This window comes from Psychrobacter sp. TPE 89C, assembly GCF_055522395.1.
The window spans coordinates 1-23,101 of record NZ_JBVFXW010000037.1 but is presented as its reverse complement, the minus strand read 5'-3'; the positions used below and the strand labels follow the sequence as shown (position 1 = coordinate 23,101).

General features: G+C 42.8%; 17 protein-coding genes. 3 read left to right on the top strand and 14 right to left on the bottom strand.

What is annotated here, in order from left to right; genetic code table 11:
- Positions 1-106 precede the first annotated feature (106 nt).
- The 7 genes from lpdA to sdhC form a co-directional block, all read right to left on the bottom strand.
- The gene (gene lpdA / locus ACZW67_RS11005) at positions 107-1,561 is read right to left on the bottom strand and encodes a dihydrolipoyl dehydrogenase (protein WP_465183278.1); all 1,455 of its coding nucleotides are present in this window, start codon (positions 1,559-1,561) and stop codon (positions 107-109) included.
- 222 nt (positions 1,562-1,783) lie between these two features.
- Positions 1,784-3,010, bottom strand: coding sequence for a 2-oxoglutarate dehydrogenase complex dihydrolipoyllysine-residue succinyltransferase (odhB, locus tag ACZW67_RS11000; RefSeq protein ID WP_110922032.1), 1,227 nt, complete (start codon positions 3,008-3,010; stop codon positions 1,784-1,786).
- Positions 3,011-3,163: 153 nt separating this feature from the next.
- On the bottom strand, positions 3,164-6,049 hold the full coding sequence (locus ACZW67_RS10995) for a 2-oxoglutarate dehydrogenase E1 component (RefSeq protein ID WP_465183277.1): 2,886 nt from the start codon (positions 6,047-6,049) through the stop codon (positions 3,164-3,166).
- A 789-nt stretch (positions 6,050-6,838) separates the two neighbouring features.
- A complete protein-coding gene (locus ACZW67_RS10990) occupies positions 6,839-7,549 on the bottom strand; it encodes a succinate dehydrogenase iron-sulfur subunit (RefSeq protein WP_194196177.1) in 711 nt (236 codons plus the stop codon).
- Positions 7,550-7,761: 212 nt separating this feature from the next.
- Positions 7,762-9,612, bottom strand: a complete 1,851-nt coding sequence (gene sdhA, locus ACZW67_RS10985; RefSeq protein WP_194196178.1) for a succinate dehydrogenase flavoprotein subunit — start codon at positions 9,610-9,612, stop codon at positions 7,762-7,764.
- Between the two features lie 352 nt (positions 9,613-9,964).
- A complete protein-coding gene (gene sdhD, locus ACZW67_RS10980) occupies positions 9,965-10,351 on the bottom strand; it encodes a succinate dehydrogenase, hydrophobic membrane anchor protein (RefSeq protein WP_227686587.1) in 387 nt (128 codons plus the stop codon).
- A gap of 20 nt (positions 10,352-10,371) precedes the next feature.
- Complete coding sequence (gene sdhC, locus ACZW67_RS10975; protein ID WP_197128677.1) at positions 10,372-10,758, bottom strand: succinate dehydrogenase, cytochrome b556 subunit; 387 nt, start codon at positions 10,756-10,758, stop codon at positions 10,372-10,374.
- A gap of 1,068 nt (positions 10,759-11,826) precedes the next feature.
- On the opposite strand from sdhC, the gene gltA reads away from it, so the two are divergent.
- On the top strand, positions 11,827-13,107 hold the full coding sequence (gene gltA, locus ACZW67_RS10970) for a citrate synthase (protein WP_110922036.1): 1,281 nt from the start codon (positions 11,827-11,829) through the stop codon (positions 13,105-13,107).
- Positions 13,108-13,193: 86 nt separating this feature from the next.
- Here gltA and ACZW67_RS10965 read toward each other — a convergent pair whose 3' ends face one another.
- The gene (locus tag ACZW67_RS10965) at positions 13,194-14,171 is read right to left on the bottom strand and encodes a hypothetical protein (RefSeq protein WP_465183276.1); all 978 of its coding nucleotides are present in this window, start codon (positions 14,169-14,171) and stop codon (positions 13,194-13,196) included.
- A gap of 265 nt (positions 14,172-14,436) precedes the next feature.
- Positions 14,437-14,970, bottom strand: a complete 534-nt coding sequence (locus tag ACZW67_RS10960) for a type IV secretion protein Rhs (RefSeq protein WP_465183284.1) — start codon at positions 14,968-14,970, stop codon at positions 14,437-14,439.
- A gap of 430 nt (positions 14,971-15,400) precedes the next feature.
- Here ACZW67_RS10960 and ACZW67_RS10955 point away from each other — a divergent pair, with 430 nt between their 5' ends.
- Positions 15,401-16,690: a replication-associated recombination protein A gene (locus ACZW67_RS10955; RefSeq protein ID WP_465183275.1), complete on the top strand. Its 1,290-nt coding sequence runs from the start codon at positions 15,401-15,403 to the stop codon at positions 16,688-16,690.
- A 328-nt stretch (positions 16,691-17,018) separates the two neighbouring features.
- Positions 17,019-18,131: a bifunctional 3,4-dihydroxy-2-butanone-4-phosphate synthase/GTP cyclohydrolase II gene (ribBA, locus tag ACZW67_RS10950; protein WP_110922039.1), complete on the top strand. Its 1,113-nt coding sequence runs from the start codon at positions 17,019-17,021 to the stop codon at positions 18,129-18,131.
- A gap of 137 nt (positions 18,132-18,268) precedes the next feature.
- Here ribBA and ACZW67_RS10945 read toward each other — a convergent pair whose 3' ends face one another.
- The 5 genes from ACZW67_RS10945 to ACZW67_RS10925 all read right to left on the bottom strand — a co-directional run bounded on the left by ACZW67_RS10945 (position 18,269) and on the right by ACZW67_RS10925 (position 22,979).
- Positions 18,269-18,760 (bottom strand): acyl-CoA thioesterase, encoded by a 492-nt coding sequence (locus ACZW67_RS10945; protein ID WP_465183274.1) that lies wholly within the window; start codon positions 18,758-18,760, stop codon positions 18,269-18,271.
- 61 nt (positions 18,761-18,821) lie between these two features.
- The gene (locus ACZW67_RS10940; RefSeq protein ID WP_465183273.1) at positions 18,822-19,763 is read right to left on the bottom strand and encodes a hypothetical protein; all 942 of its coding nucleotides are present in this window, start codon (positions 19,761-19,763) and stop codon (positions 18,822-18,824) included.
- Positions 19,764-19,819: 56 nt separating this feature from the next.
- On the bottom strand, positions 19,820-20,773 hold the full coding sequence (locus ACZW67_RS10935) for a uroporphyrinogen-III synthase (RefSeq protein WP_465183272.1): 954 nt from the start codon (positions 20,771-20,773) through the stop codon (positions 19,820-19,822).
- A gap of 97 nt (positions 20,774-20,870) precedes the next feature.
- Positions 20,871-21,905: a hydroxymethylbilane synthase gene (gene hemC, locus ACZW67_RS10930; protein WP_465183271.1), complete on the bottom strand. Its 1,035-nt coding sequence runs from the start codon at positions 21,903-21,905 to the stop codon at positions 20,871-20,873.
- Positions 21,906-22,241: 336 nt separating this feature from the next.
- Positions 22,242-22,979 (bottom strand): LytR/AlgR family response regulator transcription factor, encoded by a 738-nt coding sequence (locus ACZW67_RS10925; RefSeq protein WP_110922044.1) that lies wholly within the window; start codon positions 22,977-22,979, stop codon positions 22,242-22,244.
- Between the last annotated feature and the right edge of the window lie 122 nt (positions 22,980-23,101).

Sequence of the window (23,101 nt, the reverse complement as noted above, 5' to 3'; positions counted from 1 at the left end):
TGCGCATATATATTAGACATCCGTCTGGCGCACTCGTGACTGTAGTGATAGCTGTGACAGCGACACTACAGTCAGGTTATAAGTCAGTACTTATCAAACTAACTACTTATTTCTTACGCTTTTTGCGCTGAATGGCGTGAATAGCACGGCCATCAGCAGACAGAGCAGCTTCATGCACTGCCTCTGAAATAGTTGGATGTGCAAATGTCATCAGCTGTAAATCTTCGATACTAGAGACAAACTCCATCGCGATCATACCTTGATGGACTATATCACCAGCACCGGCAGAGATAGCATGCATACCTAACAGACGATCTGTTTTAGCATCAGCAACCACTTTCACAGAGCCTTCCGCTTCACTTTGAGCAAGTGCACGGCCGTTAGCTGCTAAGTTGAATGAGCCAGTTTTGACTTCATAGCCAGCTGCTTCAGCTTCCTGCTCAGTCATACCAACCCATGCGATTTCTGGATGCGTATAAATGACGTTGATGATAGTATCATAATTAACCTGAGGTTTTTCGCCATGAATACGCTCAACAGCCATCATGCCTTCTTCCATTGCTTTATGCGCAAGCATAGGGCCACGGACTAAGTCACCGATAGCATAAACGCCATCAAGGTTGGTTTTACACTGGTCGTTTACATCAATAAGACCACGTTCAGTCAACGTGATACCACTGTCATCACCAAGTAATTTTTCAGAGTATGCGCGGCGGCCTACACAAACAATAAGCTTGTCGAAGCTTTCGTCTGATGCTTCGCCTTTGGTCTCGCTGGTGACGACGACTTGATCGCCCTTGACCTCAGCATTGGTCACTTTGGTATCGACACGGATATCAAGACCCTGCTTCTTCAGCATTTTACCGGCTTCTTTTGCGATGTCTTTGTCAGCGGCTGCTAGGAAACTTGGAAGCGCTTCATAAACAACTACTTCCGCACCTAGACGACGCCATACTGAACCAAGCTCAAGACCGATAACACCAGCGCCGATAACACCTAGACGCTTAGGAACTTCAGTGAAATCAAGTGCACCCGTAGAGTCAACAATACGATCGCCGTCAGTTTTGGCAACAGGGATATCGATAGGAACAGAACCTGCTGCTAAGATAACGTTTTTTGCAGTGATTGTGGTTTCGCTTTCATCTGCAAGTGCAGTGAATTTGATTTGCTTGTCAGCGCCTTTACCATCAACCAATGTGCCCCAGCCTTGCAGCCAATCAACACCATTGCCTTTTAGCAAAGCGGCAACACCACCAGTCAATTGCTTAACGATGCCTTCTTTACGAGCAATCATTTTCTCGATATCGATGGCTACATCGCTAGTGCTGATACCATGCTCAGCAAGATCGTGCTTGGTCGCTTCATAGCGATGTGAGCTATCAAGCAATGCTTTTGATGGGATACAACCAACGTTCAAGCAAGTACCGCCAAGCGCTGGCTCACCTTTATAAACGCGTTTTTCGATACAAGCAACGCTCATACCTAACTGACCTGCACGGATAGCGGCTTCATAACCACCAGGACCGCCGCCGATGACGACTAAATCATAATTGTCTTTCATAGTACGTTCCTATTTTTAATTATCATTCTAATTGTAAATATCATTTAAACTGAGGATTATCTCGTTAATAAATAAGCGATGTTTTTGCTCAGTATGCTTCTACTTAATGGTCAATACACCATGTCAGCAAGATACTCTTATTTATTAATAAACAGCTAGTACCACTGTCTAGACTAAAGTTAAAAAGCTTGTATCAGCGGTTGCCAATACAAGCTTAGAAGCTTATAGGTCTAGTAGAAGCATGGCTGGATCTTCAACCAATTCTTTGATGGTTACTAAGAACTGTACTGCTTCTTTACCATCAATCATACGATGGTCATAAGAGAGTGCCAAGTACATCATTGGTAAGATTTCAACTTTTCCATCAACTGCCATTGGGCGGTCATTGATAGCATGCATACCTAGGATAGCAGTTTGTGGTGGGTTCAAAATAGGTGTAGACATCAATGAACCAAATACACCACCGTTTGAGATAGTGAAAGTACCGCCAGTCATGTCATTCAGACCAAGTTTACCTTTTTGAGCAAGGCCACCAAGCTCACGAATACGGCTTTCGACATCAGCCATGCTCATGCGATCTGTATCACGTAATACTGGAACAACCAAGCCGCGATCTGAAGAGACTGCAACACCGATATCATAATAACCATGATAAACGATATCGTCGCCATCTAATGAAGCGTTCACAGCTGGGAAGCGTTTGAGTGCTTCTGTTGCTGCTTTTACGAACAATGACATAAAGCCCAAACGTACGCCATGACGTTTCTCGAACTGGTCTTTATACTTAGCACGCATATCCATCAACGGCTTCATATTCACTTCGTTAAACGTCGTTAGCATCGCGGTATCTTGTGATGCTGACAATAGACGATTCGCTACTGTTTTACGTAGGCGCGTCATTGGAACACGTTTTTCAGTACGCTCACCTGTTGATTCAGCAACTGGACGACCGCTGTCAGATTTGATGCTGCTGTCAGATTTTAGTGTTGGGTTAGCCATGTCAGTTTTGGTCACACGACCGCCACGACCACTGCCTTCAACTTCTTTAGGATCTACGCCGCTTTCTTTCGCTGCTTTGCGAACTGCTGGGCTCTGATCTTTATGATCCGCATCATTGCTATCGCTTTTAGCAGCTGCTTGTACTGGCTCGCCGCCATCTGCTGCTTGTGCTGGCTCTGCTGGTGCTTCTGTAGCAGTATCTGCACTAGCGCTTGCACCTGCTTCAAATTGAGCGATAAGCTCATCAGACAAAACAGTATCATCAACTTGCTTGACGATTTTGGTCACAACACCGTTGTCAGGCGCTACAACTTCTAATACGACTTTATCAGTTTCGATTTCAGCCAATAGGTCATCACGGTTAACTTGCTGACCTTCAGTAACATGCCACTCAACGATTGTACCGTCGGCAACCGATTCTGGAAAAACGGGGGCTTTGATATCAGCCATCGATATACTCCTTAGATTTGGATATTCATATTTGTTATTAAGTCGTGATAAACAGTCAGTGCCATCTTGGATAGCGATCTTAGATAATACTATCTAGATTTTATTACAGCATACTGACTGTTATCGCCTGATTCATTTGCATTCAATAATATGTTACTTAGACAACTCATCAACACTGATACCAAGACCGCCAGCGATTAACGCTTGCTGCTGTTGAGCGTGTAGTTTTGGTGAACCTGTTGCAGGTGCTGCACTAGCAGGACGTGCCACCGGCTCCATGACTTTCGCCTTGGTTGGGTGCGGTACGACAATACGGTACATATGCGGTGCTAAGTAATACCAAGCGCCTTGGTTAAGCGGCTCTTCTTGCGTCCATACGATCTCAGCCAAGTTGCTATACTTTTCAATCTCAGCCATCAAACGCTGCTCTGGCAACGGATAAAGCTGTTCGATACGAACGATAGCTACATGATCTAAACCTAGTGCACGGCGCTGCTCAAGCAAGTCATAATAAACCTTGCCGCCACATAGCACCATACGAGTCACTTTGTCTGCGTTGTGATCGTCCATCTCTGAAATGACGGTTTCAAACTTACCATTGGCAAGCTCTTCCAGATTTGAAGTTGCTAACTTATGACGTAGCAAACTCTTCGGTGACATAACGATCAACGGCTTACGAATAGGACGTACCGCTTGACGACGTAGTGCATGATAAATCTGTGCTGGAGTCGTCGGCGTGATAACTTGCATGTTGTCTTCAGCACATAGCTGTAAGAAACGTTCAAGACGCGCAGATGAATGCTCAGGGCCTTGACCTTCAAAGCCATGTGGTAACAGCATCGTTAGACCACAAACACGCTGCCACTTAGTTTCACCACTTGAAATAAATTGGTCGATAACAACCTGTGCACCGTTGACGAAATCACCAAACTGCGCTTCCCAAACGACCAATGCGTTAGGGACAGTCGTTGCATAACCATATTCAAAGGCTAGCACTGCTTCTTCTGATAGCAATGAGTTATAAGTTGCAAAACGAGCTTGATCTTCACTCATATGAGCCAATGGCACATACATGCTGCCGTCATTGATATTGTATATTTCACTATGACGATGTGAGAACGTACCACGGCCTACATCTTCACCAGTAATACGTACCAATACTTTATCGTTATCGACCAATGAAGCATAAGCCAATGTCTCAGCTGCACCCCAGTTCAATGGCTCTTCGCCAGTTTGCATAGCTAGGCGCTGCTCGACTACTTTTTGAACTTGGCGTTGTAGCTTGTAGCCCTTTGGCATTTCGGCCATACGGCGTCCGTAACCTTTTAGGACTTCGATATCGACGCTGGTATCCCACTCATCGACCAAATCATGACCCAAATAAGGAGTCCAATCTACGAATAAGCCCTCATTCGGCTCATTAACCAATGAGTTGGCAACATAGTCACCACGATCTAAAGACTCTCGATACTCATCTTCATACTGCTTTTCTTGATCGGCATTCAGGATGCCTTCTTTGATAAGCTGCTGTGCATAAAGCGTACGAGTAGTTGGTAACTTTTTGATGACAGCATACATAAGTGGCTGCGTCGCTGATGGTTCATCAGCTTCGTTATGACCATTACGACGATAGCAGAACAGATCAATAATGATGTCTTTCTCAAACTCATGACGATAATCTAATGCCAATTGAGCTGCGAATACGACTGACTCTGGATCATCACCGTTCACGTGTAAGATAGGCGCATGTACCATTTTTGCCACGTCAGTACAATATTCAGTTGAACGAACATCTTCTTGACGGCTAGTGGTAAAGCCTACTTGGTTGTTGATAACGATATGTACAGTACCACCAGTGGTATAAGCACGAGTTTGTGACATCTGGAAGGTTTCTTGAACAACGCCCTGACCAGCAAAAGCAGCATCGCCATGAATGACGATTGGTAGTACTGAATTACCGCCTTTATTGTCTAAAAGAGGTTGGTCATTACGACGCACCTGACGGGCACGTACTGAACCTTGCAATACTGGCGCAACGATTTCAAGATGTGACGGGTTAAAGGCCAAAGCCAAATGAGCTTCGCCACCTGGCGTCATCACATTAGATGAGAAACCATTGTGATATTTAACATCACCTGAGCCTTTTTCTGGCTGTACCTTACCATCGAACTCGTCAAACAAGTCCGCAGGGTTTTTGCCTAAGATGTTTACTAATAGGTTTAGGCGTCCACGGTGAGCCATACCAATGACCATCTCTTTAGTGCCATAACCGCCAGCACGTTGGATGATTTCATTGATAGCAGGAATAAAGCTTTCACCGCCTTCTAGACCAAAACGCTTAACACCCGTATATTTACGTGCTAAATACTTTTCTAGGCCTTCAGCTGCTGTAAGACGTTTAAGAATAGATATACGTTTTTCTGTATCAAATTTGATATGACCTAGGTTGCTTTCTAGATATTTTTCCATCCAGCGTTTTTCTACACTGGTGGTTACGTGCATGTATTCGACACCAATGTGGCGGCAATAAACACGCTCCATAATCTCAATGATTTCACGTAAAGGTGCTGAATCTTTAGCGATACTTAGATCATTGGTAGGAAATACGGTATCAAGGTCAGCTTCTGAAAGGTTATGGTAAGCGAGGGTTAAATCTTCTACTTCTGCACGTGATTCTAAATTTAATGGATCGAGACTAGCACGGCGATGACCACGGCGGCGATAGGCTGAAATCAGCTGCTGTACACCCATTTTCTTTGGGTTACCACCATCTACTAAAGCATTGGAGGCTGAGCTGGTCGCTTGGTCGCTACTCTGGCCTGCAGTCTGATTGCGAGCAAGCAATAAAAACTGATCTTTGATAGCGTTATGCGGTGCATCATTCGGCGATTTGTATTGTGCAAAATACGTTTGCCACTCGTTATCGACGCTACTAGGATCATTCAGATATTGCTCATAAAGAGCTTCTATGTACTGGGCGTTATCAGCGGCCAGTTCTGTATGTCCCGAGCCTTTTGCTTCTTTAGTTATACTATTCATAATAATCGTCTATTTGATAGATAAATGAATGGAATCGTGCTTATTATTGTGTAATCTGTCGTACGTTAAGTGCTGTCGCCTGCAATGTTTATATTAGCAGTACAATTATTTGTGAACGTCCAGTTTTCTTATCTGGCTCGTTTCACAAAATTAATTTATATATACTACTATTAGCCATAACCAATTTGTTGGTGAAAAACCATCAATAAAATATCAACATTTTGACTGATAATTTTCACTACAATTTTTTGTTAATTCTGACATATTACAGCTTTTCAGCCAAACATACACTGCTGTATAGAGTAGCACGCCTATATTTTAGGCCATAGTTTGTTTGTTCAATACTAGGTATTTAGGTAATGAATAACTATTCTCACCTTAGGCACTTCATATTGACCCTATTCTGTCTCAATAGGATATCTTGTTGGTATATTACCAGTAACGCAAACTATCGCTAACTGATATTTGCTCATCGCAATATCCTAACAATACAACTATGCACTATTCTAGCATTTAACGTAGCCAATATCTCTCGATGAATGCTTTTTACTACTGCCAATTATATAGATTGCTTGTGCATATATCATGCTTTCTTACATACGGCCAACGTATTGTTAGCACAGCCTTACCTTTAGTTATCGGTCGTTTTCCTCATCGCTACAACTTATTTGCATCTTAAGAAAAAACTAAACTCTCTCTCAGAGTCTAAATCATAAAAAACACCACCTAATATATTAGGTGGTGTTTTTCGTACTATAATCTGCAAAAAAACCATGCAATTATAAACGATTAACCGGCTTGGTCAATCAACATATTACGTAAATGACCAATTGCTTTGGTTGGATTCAGGCCTTTTGGACAAACTGATACACAGTTCATGATACCGCGGCAACGGAACAGGCTAAATGGATCGTCCAAACGAGCCAAACGTGCTTGAGTATCACCATCACGGCTATCAGCAACAAAGCGATAGGCATGCAACAATGCTGATGGGCCTAAGAACTTATCAGGGTTCCACCAGAATGATGGGCAGCTGGTTGAACAGCAAGCACATAGGATACATTCGTACAAACCATTCAGTTTTTCACGCTGCTCAGGCGATTGTAGGCGCTCTGTTGGCGGTGCTGGTTGGTCGTTGATTAAGTACGGATGCACTTTTTCATATTGCTCGTAGAATTGGTTCATATCGACGACCAAATCACGAACAACTGGCAGACCAGGCAACGGACGAACAGTTACTTTTTCTGGCAGGGTATTCATGTTGATTAGACATGCTAGACCATTTTTGCCATTGATGTTCATGCCATCAGAGCCGCAGATGCCTTCACGGCAAGAGCGACGGAAGGTCAGTGTTTCATCTTCCTTTTTTAGGCGTAATAACACGTCAAGCAACATACGATCTGAGTCTAACAACTCAACCGTATACGTTTGCATGCGTGGCGCTGCGTCCAGATCAGGATCGTAGCGATAGATTTCGATGGTGCGAGTACCTCGGCTCATAATGCTAAACTCCACACGTAGGTGATGGCGGGCATACAAAGATTGCAACAGGATAACGCTAACTATTAATCTGTACTGAGCAAAAATATCAAATACCGATTAATAGTGTGCTAGCGCTGGCAAGTGCATGTAGCTGGCGGTCACCTTTTTAATAAATTAATAAAGGATAAAACATTAACTCTGCTGCTGTATATCAGGCGCAACATCTAAGATTAATAGACGCGAACTTTTGGCTCGATATAATCAACCGTCAATGGGACTTTGCGAACTGGCTTATAAATAATGCGGTTGCCTTCAGAATACCATAAGGTATGCTTCATCCAATCGTGGTCATTACGGCCGTTTGGTGCATAGTCATCATCTTCTGGACGATCATAGTCAGAGACACTGTGGGCGCCGCGACTTTCATGACGCATCGCTGCTGAGATCATCGTCGCTTTGGCCACTTCATACAAGTTGGCAACTTCGAAAGCTTCGATACGCGCAGTGTTAAAGACTTGTGATTTATCAGCCAAATGAATCTGGTCGATTTTGTCACCTAGCGCTAAAATCTTCTCAACGCCTTCGTCCATCATTGCTTGGGTACGGAATACGCTAGCATGCATCTGCATAGCTGCACGAATCTCATCAGCTACGTCTTGAGCATTGTAACCTTCAGTAGACTGTTGCAACTTGTCCAAACGACGCATAGTGTAATCAAGCACACGAGGATCAAGTGGCTTGTAGTTATGGTCAGCGTGATGGAATTCATCAACGATATGCTTACCAGCAGCACGGCCGAATACCAATAGATCAAGTAGTGAGTTCGTACCTAGACGGTTGGCACCATGGACACTAACACAAGCACATTCACCGATAGCGTAAAGACCTTTAACGACATTGCCTTTCGTATATAGACCTTCTTCATCCGTACCCGCTTCTAGATCAGGCGTGATTACTTGACCATGAATCGTTGTCGGAATACCGCCCATCATATAATGAATGGTTGGAATAACTGGAATAGGTTCTTTAGTGATATCTACGTTGGCGAAGTTTTTGCCAATCTCGAATACTGATGGCAGACGCTTCATGATGGTTTCAACACCCAAATGCGTCATATCCATAACGATATGGTCGGCATTAGGACCACAACCACGGCCTTCTTTGATTTCTTGGTCCATAGAGCGTGATACTAGATCACGTGGTGCCAAGTCTTTTACGGTTGGTGCGTAACGCTCCATGAATGCTTCGCCATCTTTATTACGTAAGATAGCGCCTTCACCGCGGCAACCCTCGGTCAATAGTACGCCTGCACCATGAACGCCCGTCGGGTGGAACTGCCAGAATTCCATATCTTGTAATGGAATACCTGCACGAACCGCCATGCCAATACCGTCACCAGTATTGATATAAGCATTGGTGGAAGCTGCAAAGATACGGCCTGCACCACCTGTCGCTAGAACAGTAATCGGTGACTGGAATACAGCAATAGTACCGGTTTCTTGCTCAAGTGCGATGACGCCGTTGATGTTACCAGCTTCATCTTTAATCAAATCAAGCGCAATCCACTCGATGAAAAACTCAGTACCTTGCTCAAGGTTTTTCTGATATAGCGTATGTAGCAGTGCATGACCTGTACGGTCAGCAGCAGCACAAGCACGTTGAACGGCTTTTTCGCCATAGTTAGACGTATGACCACCAAACGGACGCTGATAAATCGTGCCATCTTCGTTACGGTCAAACGGCATGCCCATGTGCTCAAGCTCATAGACGACTTTTGGCGCTTCACGGCACATATATTCGATAGCGTCTTGATCACCTAACCAATCTGACCCTTTAACGGTGTCATAAAAGTGAAAGTGCCAGTTATCGTTACTCATGTTACCTAAGCTTGCACCGATACCGCCCTGAGCCGCAACCGTGTGCGAACGCGTTGGGAATACTTTGGTAAGGACTGCAACCTTCATACCTGCTTCAGCCAAATGTAGTGAAGCACGCATACCTGAGCCGCCACCACCAACGATGACTGCATCGTAGTTTAGGGTCTTAATATTACTAATGGTATTATCTTGTCTAGTTGCCATTACGGTTTTCCTAATGCCTGTTAATGCTTAGAATTAAATAAAAAAGCTGTATTAAGCGTCATCTCATTGCAGGGCCAAATGTCATATTTATTCGGCCATTGAACACAATTATTTAAGACGGTAACGTAAACAACTTTTAACCACTTAATTTGCATATCTATCGTTATATTGGGCTAATTTCATTTACTTTCAATTTGACTCAGCTGTCTTTAAATGACTGCTCAAGTCAGAAATTGCCCAATGCTATGACTATTATCGGCTATAACGGACGGCTTTGGAGTCATTCAGCAGCAAATAGTGCTGCTGAGTGCATCCGTTATTATTTATAGATAGTAAAGGTATAAATTATTGGTTAAACGGCAACAACACTGAAGCCACTACCCCAAAAAATCATGATACCCCAAAATAGAAATACTAAAATAGCGATAATCATCAATGACTGTAGCACTAAACGTAAACCTGCTGCGCTTGAGCCTAATTTGCCAGTAGTAATGTAATCAGTAAACACTGTCCACATTCCAACCCAAGCATGACCTGCTAGCGCAAGTACAGCTACTAAGCTAAATAAACGCATAGGCAAGCTAGTCATAAATGATGACCACTCAAGATAAGTGACGTCGCCATGGGTCAAAAAGAAACCCAGCAACACCACACTATAAACGGCTAAAACAACAGCGCTGATACGCTGGATAATCCAATCACGTGAGCCTGAGCCGGTCAGACCAGTAGCACTTTTTATTCCTGAATCATTTTTAATCATTAGAACATCACCCATACAAATGACGCGACAATTAGAATCGCTGCAATCACAAAACTGATATTAGAAGCGGCACGTCCAGATTTCAGCTCTTCGTTCATGCCCATATCAGCAAATAAGTGCTTGATGCCCATCACAAAGTGATAAGCGATCGCGGCAACAAATATCCAAGCCAAAAAGCGCACGAGTACGTTGTCAAATACGGTTGCAAAACTCTCAGGCGACGCCAAAGAATTCTGTAATAACCACAACATGACAGGAATAAGTAAGAATAAAATAATGCCAGATATACGATGCAAAATTGAGGCAATTGCAATCGGTGAGCGATTAACGCTAATCACTTGGCTTAAAGGCAGATCAATAGGTCGGTTGCTTTTCACAGCGGGCATCCTTTTTGCGGTTATACTCCTGTATCTGCTATCCACGCTTCGTATAAATGCTATACAACAGCGACGAGCAACACATGAGACGAATAAAGTAAGGAAGGGCTAGCTGACGTAGTTTAATTTGCGATAAAGTTAAAAGGCGAATATGTCTTATACGATCATTATAGACTATCAAACCTGACTCGTTGAATTGATACACCCTTTATTAACGAGCCTTCTACTTACGTTATGACAATAAGTACGAAGCATGGGATCAATCGATTAACTATTCTATTTTTACTGATTCCCATTAACAAAAAAAGATAACGCCATTGTGTCATCTCTATACGATCAATTTATTAAGGTAAACTTCACTGTTGGCTATCTAAAAATAGAACAGTTAACAAGAATATTCAAACGATAAGCTAGGTTTTGGTCTATAAACTGGTTGTCCAATCGTAACAAAATATGAGTAAAGCAATGCTTCACTGATTATTCCACTAAGATGATCGCTCAATATGCGCAAAGCTAGTGCCAGTTAAATCCCTCTAATTATAAAATGACTGGGCGCTAATTACAAATTTATCCCCTAAATATTGGTTATTAGAGATTAATTAACAAAAGGCTAGCTATTTGCAATATTAATTCATTAGTATTACCCACCCCTAACGAACCATAAATCTAAACCAAATGGTCGTTTGTTCATACTCTGTCTGTTTTATAGTTAATATGACTGAACCGTTAAACTTATAATATTGCTAAAAACGCTTTAATATTATAATGTTAATGATAATCATTATTTTCTATAAAGAAGCGGTTTAAAAGACAAATAGCTTACCAGACATATTTTGATACAAAAATTACAGTGAATAAACACGTCAAAACCATACTAATTGGCAGTGTTGACAGTAAAAGTCTTTTCAAATCATAGGGAATTGCTGCTAATATACTCTGCGTATTAAACGAGTTAGATGTATTTTGAGCATTTGACTGATGATGGCGCAAGGGTATGTGCCTGTAATAATCGACGACGCGAGGGTATGCGTCTGCAATAATTTTATTCTAACAAGCTAAAACAATGGAGAGCAATTTATGGCTGACACTAATGCCAAATTAACCGTAAATGGTAAAGAGTATGAATTTCCTATCATCGAAGGTACTTTAGGGCGCCCAGTTATCGATATTGCTGCTCTACAAGACTCAGGCTTTTGGTCTTATGACCCTGGTTTTAAAGTAACAGCCCCTGTGGAATCAAAGATTACTTATATTGATGGTGGTAAAGGCGAGTTATTACACCGCGGCTACCCTATCGATCAGTTAGCGAACAACGCTGAATATCTAGAAGTTGCTTACGCACTGATTCATGGCGATCTACCGAACGCTGAGCAAAAAGCAGACTTCTTTGAAAAAATCCGTAAACATACGGGTGTTCATGACCAATTACGTAAGTTCTTTGAAGGCTTCCGCCGTGACGCGCATCCGATGGCTATTATGGTCGGTGTCGTTGGTGCGTTATCAGCGTTCTATCATGAAAACCTAGATGTGAGCAATGAAGAGCATCGTGAAATCACTGCTATTCGTCTAATCGCTAAGATGCCAACACTTGCTGCAATGAGTTATAAATACTCACAAGGCGAGCCGTTCATGTATCCGCGTAATGACTTTAACTACGCAGAAAACTTCTTGTACATGATGTTTGCTACGCCTGCTGATGTTGATTATAAAACCAACGACGTCATCACTCGCGCAATGGACAAAATCTTTACTTTACATGCTGACCATGAGCAAAACGCTTCAACGTCTACTGTACGTTTGGCTGGTTCTACTGGTGCAAACCCTTATGCATGTATCGCTGCTGGTATCGCAGCCCTTTGGGGTCCATCACATGGCGGCGCGAACGAGGCCGTTCTTGAAATGCTAGACGAAATCGGTTCAGTTGAAAACGTACCTGCATTCATGGAAAAAGTGAAGAGCCGTGAAGTGAAGCTCATGGGCTTTGGTCATCGTGTTTACAAAAACTTTGACCCACGCGCACAAGTAATGAAAGAAACTTGTGACGAAGTACTTGCGGCACTTGGTATCAACGATCCTAAGCTTGAATTGGCCATGGCGCTTGAAAAGATTGCTTTAGAAGACCCGTTCTTCGTTGAGCGTAACTTATATCCAAACGTTGATTTTTACTCTGGTATTATCTTAAAAGCCATCGGTATCCCAACGTCAATGTTTACCGTAATCTTCTCACTAGCTCGTACTTCTGGTTGGATCAGCCATTGGTTAGAGATGCACAGCGCACCGTTCAAAATCGGTCGTCCACGTCAGTTATACACTGGCGAGTCGCATCGCGATTTTGTTAAAGTTGAAGATCGTAAATAGATAGAGATAATATTCTCTCAATAAAAAATCCCGCCATTGTGCGGGATTTTTTATTGCTTAGAAATTGTCTTGATTACTAGAAATATTTATTTAAATGATTCTAATGTCTGCTCGTACTTGGCAATCTGTTCATCGTATCCTTCAATCGTCTCATTGAACTTAGACATAAGCGACTCAAACTCTTTTTGTTGATCAATTTTCATCTGCTGCATATCAATGACTTGCTGGGCTTCTATTTGCTCCCAAACTTGATGCTGAATGATCAACCGTGCCAATGCTGGACTCTTGGCACTGACTCTCCCAGCAATTTCTGCGCTTTCAAACAACTGTGGCGCCAACGTCGCTATATTAATTAAAGTATTGATATCTTCTGCATTAAGCGGAGACGTCACAGGCTGATAAAGGGCATCCATCGCTTGCTGATAGCTGTCAATGATTTGATCTTCGATCATCATAGTAGGTTTACGTGGTTCAAGACTGATACGTTTTAAGACAGTTAAATCTCGCTCACCCACTTCTGTACTGGTATTGATATCAGCCGTAGCATCAACATTGCTATCTACAGCAGTAGTATCTACCGAATTAGTAGGTGCGGTGGCTGAAGTAGTGGGATCAGCTACGTTTTTATCACTGCCATCAATGACATCGCTAGTATTATCGGTCTTGATATTAGTATTGAGTAGCGAGTCTGTATTTTCTGAGGTATCAGCAACTTCCAGTGATTCATACTCTGCTTGTAAGCGGCGCTGTAACCCTTGCATCTGTGTGACGTAAATGGGCTGGAACTGCTTTATACGAGCAGCGGCCGCATCGCTTTGTGCCATTGGCTCACTGTCTTGAACATTTTCTGGATCACTGGTCTGACTGGCATCGACGACAGGCTGTGTATCTGACTGCTGCTGACAACCTGTCAATAAAATTATGCCGGTCAGTGTTGCCGCTAGCAGTGTTGAGGACGAGCGCCGTGGCTGAACACTCTCATTAAGAGAGTTGTCATAAGCCAAACGGTTATTCGCTTTATGGCTGGCACTCAGAGCGAGCTTTACTGGCAAAAATTTAAACATGAGTGTAAATATCCTTGTTAAAGCACAAATATTAAAAGCTATAGCTACCGTAGCAATCCTTTGCTAATTTACTTTTCTCAGAGTTATCGTGACCTTGTAAAGCACAAAGCATGCTTTATACTAATCCTTATCATATAGTCATTCCACTATAAAAGTATTACTGCTTTAACCTCATTTGAAGTATTAAACATACATCTGAATTCGGTTGCCTTGTACTACTTTAAAATTGAATCAGCTATAGTCACTATTTGTCTCTATAAAAAAATTAAATTGTGAACGAGTTATCTGTATTTTTTGTTTCGTCGATAGAGCTTATGACCAAAAATGGAATGCAGGCTTCCAAAGCTTGGCAGTCTTGCCCACGCCGATGACGAATAAAGTAATCCTGTACCATGCGTGCTTGCTGCTCGATACCATATTTAAGAAAGGGCTTCCCTACCTCAAGCACATAATCATAACGACGATCGATAACCGCACCGCGCACGACTTTCAAGCCTTGTTGTAGCTGCCAGACATGGGTCAGCTCATGTATCAACCAGCTTTGCTTACCTAGTGAAGCCTCGCTAAAATCTGTAATCCAATCTGCAGGATTAAAATATATATTGCCATTAGGGCTAACGGCATAATTTTTTAGCACCCACCAAGCAGTTTTAATCTGAACGTCATCAAGGTCAATGCTGTCACCGAATACTGAACGTGCTAGCGTCACCTCGCTCACAGTGAGTAAGCGTGATTGCTGCTGTGCACTGCGATATAAACATCGATTCAAAAAACGCTTAAATATCGATTGAGACGTCATCACTGTAATACCTTATGCTTGATAGGCCACTTCTAATAAATTATGCTTGGTGAGCTATGCTTATTGATACTGCTCATCAATATGACTGAACCGTTAATAGGGATAAAGTCTGAAAACCAAAGTGACTGGGACATAAGCTATACACTTAGCGAGCTTTGATTAACATAAGATTGCGTTAGCCTGTCGTGTAGACACATAGCAAATATAGTCGATTCAATTAGCCTATTTTTATTGCTAAGATCTAATGTTCATTTAAGGCCTAATATTCATCAATGCGAAAATCATGCCAAGCAGGTAGAAATGTTCAGCTTCAATAAAAATGATAAATATAGTGTGGTGTGTAGCGGTTTAGATGAACCCATAAAAACTTATCCATAACTGTTGTGACACGCGAATTGATAGCTGTTTAAACTGATAATAGAGAAGCCCTATGCCACCTAGCTTTCATGCTGATACTCCACTTGCTCAGCGCATGCGCCCAAACACGCTCAATGCCATTATCGGTCAAGAGCATTTGCTAGCAGCTGGTGCACCGTTACGCCGCTTGGTAGAGCAAGGGCATCTGCCATCTATTATCCTGCACGGTGAAGCAGGTATTGGCAAAACGACCATTGCTATGCTGCTTGCAGATGCCGTTGGTCGTCCCTTTCATGCGCTTTCCGCGTTGAATACTGGAGTCAAACAGTTACGCGAAGTATTAGACAATAAGGACTCACTGGTATTCGAGTCTCCTGTGGTGTTCATCGACGAGATTCACCGATTTAATAAGGCACAGCAAGATGCACTACTAGGCGCGGTAGAGTCTGGCGATATCACTTTGATTGGTGCTACGACTGAAAACCCCTCATTTAGTGTCAACAATGCCCTACTCTCACGTTGCCAAGTGTATCGTCTAGAACCTCTGATACCAGAGCAAATCAGCGCAGTATTGCAACGGGCGCTGTCGGAAGACAACGTGCTAAAAGAACTGACTGTCGACTTGCAAGCAAAAGACACTATCAGCCAACTGGCACATGGTGATGCTAGAAAAGCATTAAATTTATTAGAGCTTGCCATTCAAACGGCTGACCCTAAGCAATCACCGATAATCGTCGATGATGCATTGGTCGGTCGGGTAGCACAGACTGCACTGGTACGCTACGATAAAGATGGTGAGCAGCATTACGATATCGTCTCAGCAATGATAAAATCGGTACGGGGCTCTGACCCTGATGCAGCTTTGTACTGGATGGCTCGGATGCTAGTGGGCGGCGAGCCTGCGGACTTCATCGCGCGCCGATTGGTCATCTTAGCCAGCGAAGATATCGGCAATGCCAACCCTAATGCCTTACTTCTTGCTGATGCAGCACTACGCAGTGTGCAATCCATAGGTATGCCTGAGGCACGTCTAATTTTAGGTCAAGTGGTGGTTTATCTGGCGACCAGTGCCAAAAGCAATAGCACATATAACGCGATCAATGCTGCGATGGCGTTGGCAGAAAAAGATGCCTCTCCTGTGCCGCTACATCTACGTAATGGCGTGACCAAGCTGATGCGACATCAAGGTTATGGTCAGGACTATGTCTATCCTCACGATTATCCCAACCATTACTATCCGCAGTCTTATTTACCAGAAAATTTAATCGGCACACACTTTTATGAGTTTGCAGACAATCAACGAGAGCAGCATAGCAAACAATTTATGGACTGGCTAAAAACACAAGCAGCAAGTAATGACTAACCATGCATGACACGGCTCGGTTCATTATCTAATGTACGCTTTAATGCACAAATGATAGCGGTCATTGATAATACTTATGACTATTTTTGACATACTGAACGATATAGTGGGAAGATGACACAGCACGTTGCGATGAAAAGCGTTAAAATGACCTCATAATGATATATACAAGCCATTAAGTGCGTCACTTTTTATTGAATGACATTACTGATAGCGCGCTTTGCTTGACCGTAACAGCGCTTTGTATCATCTGCTGCTACAATAGGCAGATAATGCTCTATATTCCAAATCACACCTATCTATAAATAATAAAATATTGAGATTTACTATGAGTTTAAATACGATCCCTGAGATTATCGAAGACATTCGTGCTGGTAAAATGGTCGTCTTGATGGATGATGAAGACCGCGAAAACGAAGGTGATATCATCATGGCAGCGACCCATGTGCGCCCTGAAGATATTAACTTTATGATTACCCATGCGCGTGGCTTAGTCTGTTTGACTATCTCACAAGCTCGTGCACATCAGCTGTCTTTACCACTGATGTCTGAGCGCAACGAAGCGAAATTCAGCACCAACTTTACTGTATCAATCGAAGCGGCTGAAGGCGTTACGACTGGTATTTCTGCTGCCGATCGTGCCCGTACTATTCAAGCGGCTGTTTCTGCTACTGCTAAAGCTGAAGATATTGTACAGCCTGGCCATATCTTTCCTATTATTGCGCAAGATGGTGGTGTATTGCATCGCGCTGGTCATACCGAAGCAGGTTGTGATTTATCACGCTTAGCAGGCCTTGAGCCAGCATCTGTACTGGTCGAAATCATCAATGCTGATGGTACGATGGCACGTCGTGATGATCTAGAAATATTTGCAAAAGAACATGATCTAAAAATAGGTACGATTGCTGATCTTATCAACTATCGTATTGCGAATGAACAGACAGTAGAAGAAGTAGAATCATATCCTTTTGAGACTGAACATGGTACGTTCACTTTGCATCGCTTCCGTGAATTTGGTGCTGATGAGACTCATTTAGCGTTAGTCAAAGGCGATGTCAGCGAAGGAGTCAGCACAGTACGTGTTCATGGCTTCCATCCATTACGTGATTTGTTTGCGGCTAAAAATGACATGACTGGCCGTAGTGGCTGGAGCGTACAAGCGGCATTAAAAGAAATTAGCGCCTCAGATCGCGGTGTATTGGTTTGGATTGGTAGTAACCAACCTGTTGATTTAGGGGATGCGTTAGATAAAGCCGCAGACAATGAATCGCAATCAACGCTCACTCAACAGCCGTATCGTAGCGTTGGTGTTGGCGCACAAATATTACGTCACTTAGGTGTCCGTGATATGCGTCTATTATCATCACCGATGAAGTTTTATGCGTTATCAGGTTTTGAATTAAACGTGGTCGATTTCGTTCAAGCACCACAACAAGACTAATATCTGCTTGCACTATTGAGTCAAAAAACAAAGTATAAAAAAGGCACGCTACTCCAATGGTAGCGTGCCTTTTTTATGTTTGATGATTTTACTTACTCTTTCAACTCATTCACTTATATAGAATAATTCTTTGAGTTTTAGTACTCAGGCGTATGGCCAAATTTTGCCTCTAGTGCTAATAGCCGTTCACGCTCCTCGATTGTCCATGGTAATTTATCCTTTCCACTACTATCTAGACGCACCACAACTGCCTCAGCCGTCGCAACGACTGCCTGTTGTGCCGTACTGTAGTAACTGTACTCTATTACAATGCTGGTCCTACCCAAGCGCTGACAACGCACACCCAATAATAAAGTATCTGGATAAATCACAGGACGTAAATACTGACAGCTCGATTGCGCCAATACGGTGATCATATTACCGTCAAACATTCCTAATGCCTGCAAATACCCAATACGCGCTGATTCAGCATAGCGATAATAAACGACATTGTTTAAATGATTAAAGGCATCCATCTCACCCCAATGAATAGGCTGATGATGAATCACTGGATAGTGAGACAATTCGTCAGGATTATGGTTTTCTGTGATAGTAGAGGCCAAATGTGATTCTTGGTTCAAACTGTCCATAATGTCATTTCTCTTATTCTTTGTATTAATAAATTTTTGGCACAATAGGGTCTGTTGAACATTAACGTTTTGGTTGATCTAAAATCTGTGTCGTCAACAATGGTGTTGGTTTTGGTGCATTGGCAATTAATCGATCTAACCAATCTATAACTTCTGGAATATTCGCAGGTGATGATTTGGTCTGTACATTGGTCTCGTTAACCGCTTTTTTTGTACTTGCCGATGTTTGCTTGTCTGAATTTTTTGGCTCTAGATTTTGAGGTACTAGACTTTGCAATTGCTTTCGCGCTTGCGTCAAATAGCTGATAAATTGATCTTGCTCACGCATATTACTGGCTTGATTTGCTAGATTCAATGTCATGATGACTTCATGAATCACGAGCTGTCTACGTGTTAGAGCTGTATTATTATCGGTGGTTTTCGTCGGAGTCGTTGTATTAGTCGCACGCTCATGACTGTGCAAAAAATCTTGAATGTTTTGAATGGCTAAGTTTTGTAGCTGCCAAGGGCTGGGTTGCGAGCTTCTGGCTTGTAAACGCTCAATATCTTTCATCAAGCTTTGTTTGATCACGATGGTCAGCGCTGGTGCAATCTCATTACTACTTTGTGAAAGCTGCCAATGTAACCCTCTCAGCAACTCAATCGCTGCATTATCATTATTATCTGCCAACAACCTATCAGCGGCTTGTATTTGAATACGTAATAAATCTAGCTGGTTTTGAGCTTGACTGCTAACAGTGGTACTAGGCTTTGGTAACGTCTGTTGACTCATCGAAAATAAGCGATCATCCATCTCATTAAGACGACTGGCGATTTGCTCATTGCTTTGCAAACGATCATTGACGTTATGTTGAAAACGCTGTTGACTAATATAAAGCCAAAACAACGCAGCAACCAGCAACAGAATAACGAACCATTGCAGTCGCACCAACAACATATTTGCTTGCCTGCGTTGTTGAACAGCCGAAGGTTCCTTAGGTAACGATTCAGAATTAATTGACATAAGGCAACGCCGTTATTGGTAGATTTAAATATTACTAGAATTAAGAATGCAAAAAATTAATGTTTCGATCTGATCGCAGCGAGGATAGTTTCTGGCGCCAAGTCTTCCACACGCCAATAATATAGTTGCTGCTCTGCAACCATATTAGCTAAGCGCTCGCCTAGTACCACATACGCAAAATCTGCTAGCTCAAGTGGTCGAAGAACTGTATCAGCAGCTGGTTCTAGGCCCTTCTCTGCCACAGCGTTAACGATGGTTTCCCAATGCTCAAAAGCTGCACCACTGCTGACCACTACAATTGGCTTTGGCTGCTCTGATCGAGATATATCTTGTACAGAATGCTCTGTTAGAAAACCTTGTAGCCACTGCTCATATTGCACGCTTGCCTCTACAGGCATTTTTCGCTCGTACCAAGCAATGCTATCAACATGGACACCACGCGCCTGTAATGCATCAACCAATAATCGCCGACCACCAAGTCCACGCCATACCAGCAGCTTATCACCTGCCTGCAAACTCTCAATCTCAGGCATCGCCAACATACCTTCATTATTGGCAACTTCAGGCTGTTGTACCTGATACTCCGACTCATGAGCAAGGGTATTATTTAAGACAGCCGCCGTCGCCTCACCAACTGCAATGATATGGCTTGGTGCTTTTAAAGATGCACCTACTTGATCATTTTCGTCATCTCGTACTTGATTCTTATGCTCCAGTATTTGCCAGACAGCTAAACCTGAAGCGGCCGCCGTTGGACTAACGACAACAAGTGCCTTATAAGCCCCTGCTAGCCACTGCTGCATCAACATAATGTCATCATCAGTCGTTGGGCGCGATTGTAGCGCCAACATTGGCATCTCAACCACGCTCAACCCTGCCGACTGTAAGTGCTGTGTCAGTGGTGCTGACCGCTCTACTGGGCGAGTATTGATGACGACTTGTGGTAACAACAGATGGGCATCCGTTGCCTGACCTTTATGCACAGATTTGGCGTAAATTGACGATGACATAGACGTACCACGACAAAAGACTGATAAAGTTGGCTTAACCACCCATCAACATAAACAGTAAAGGTGTTATGGCTAAGCCAATAAAAATACTGACGTGTTATTCAGGATGATAAATCGCTGCTAAGATATCGCCAGCGCCATCGGCAAGCAGTAAGTTTGCTACATCGATACCAAGTTGATTGGCCTGTATTTCTTGCTCCTCTTGCGTACCGACTAATGTGACACGCTTTTCTGCTTTTAATAACTGGCTACCATCGGCTTGACCTACTCGACCACGGAGCCACAACACATTGCCATTGTCGTTATTACCGTTATCGCCATTGTCATCGTTATTGGCATCTGTTTCACTAGCCATTTGCAAGACGGCATAGGCTGCAATCGGTACTTGGCAACCGCCCTCTAGGTGACGGTTTAGCGCTCGCTCTGCGATAAGACGAATACGAGCTTTATCGTCATTAAGCGGTGCTAGTAGCTTTAATACTTCATCGTCACCTTCACGGCATTCAATTGCTAGCGCACCTTGTCCAACTGCAGGTAAGCAAGCATCAATTTCAAGCTCACCGCGTATACGCTCATCCAGCTCAATGCGCTGCAAGCCACTGGTCGCTAGAATAATCGCATCGTACTCGCCCGCATCTAGCTTACCTAACCGAGTGCCGACATTACCGCGCAAGGTTTTGATTTGTAAGTCTGAGCGATAGGCTTTGATCTGACACTGACGGCGCAAACTGGACGTTCCCACTACTGCGCCTTGTGGCAACTCATCGATACTACTATAAGTATTAGAGACAAAAGCATCAGTCGGTGAAGCGCGTTTACAATAGACTCCAAGCGTCAACCCTTCAGGCAACTGCATCGGTACATCTTTTAATGAATGGACTGCAATATCTGCTTGCTTGTCATACAACGCTTGCTCAAGCTCTTTGACAAATAATCCTTTGCCGCCAATTTTGGCCAACGGTGTGTCTAGTATCTTGTCACCCTTAGTGACAATTTTGAGCAAGTTAATCGTTAATTCAGGATACATCTCTAATAGCCGTGCACGAATATGCTCAGCTTGCCATAGTGCTAAAGGACTCTGACGTGTGGCTATGTTTAAAGTGGTCAATGCAGTTTGCTGCGAATTGCTCATAAAGGGCCTCAATAAGTTCGGTATTATTATGTTGGTGCTGTAATGTTGGGCTGTGCTGTCAGTGCTGCTCGTATCTGTACGGCATAATATCTTTGTAGTATGACACCCGTACTAAACAATGCGGAAAATTGCCTCAGTAAACGAGCGCTATACACCTGTTATAGTGAATACTGACGCAAAAAAATACCCCTATTTAAGCATAAATAAGGGTTTGATGATATGGGATGATTATTTCTCTATTAAAACAGCAAGTCACATGTTTTAAGTCACATGTTTTAAGTCACATGTTTTAAGTCACATGTTTTAAGTCACATGTTTTAAGTTACATTTTTTAAGTTACATACTTTGAATTTTGTCACGTAGTGCGGGCAAGTGGCGACGACTAACGGCTAGCGTCTCATCAATACCTTTAAAACGTATCTGATACTGCCCTGCATCTAACGTTTCTAAGTAATCTAAAAAGCTGAGATTGATAATTGCGTTGCGATGCACACGAAACAGCCGATCTTCAAACTCTTGCTCAAGCTCTTTTAGCGTTTCATCAATGAGTACAATACCATCTTTGTGACGTACTTTGACGTACTTCTGATCAGCCGTAAAATAGTAAATATCTTTAAGCTTAATGAGCTCCACACCTCGATGAGTACGAGCAGCAATATGTTCGCGTACTGGCCGTGCGGTGGGATCTTCTAGCTTACGAATTTCATTCAACTGAGCAGCATTTAGATTTTTAGCTTTATTCAGCGCTTCTACTAGTTCATCTTTATTAGCAGGCTTCAATAAGTAGCCAATCGCATTGGCTTTTAAAGCAGCAATTGCATAATGATCATAAGCGGTGACAAATATAATCGCTGGTGGGTGATCAAGTTGCGAAAGCTCTTGAGCACAGCGTACACCATCCATTTCAGGCATACGGATATCTAACAATATGATATCTGGCTGCTGCGTTTTAACAGCCATAATGGCTTCTTTACCTGTTGTTGCTTGAGCGACCACTTGATGACCTGACTCTTGTACAATTCGGACCAAACGCTCACGCGCTAGCGGTTCATCATCACAAACTACAATACGCATGAGAACTCCCATCCCTGGACAAACTTAGTACTTTCAATAGACATTACAAACATACTATCACTCATTACTATTCGCTTAGCATAAAAATATTTAATAAAACCACAAATAAAAAATTTTATAAT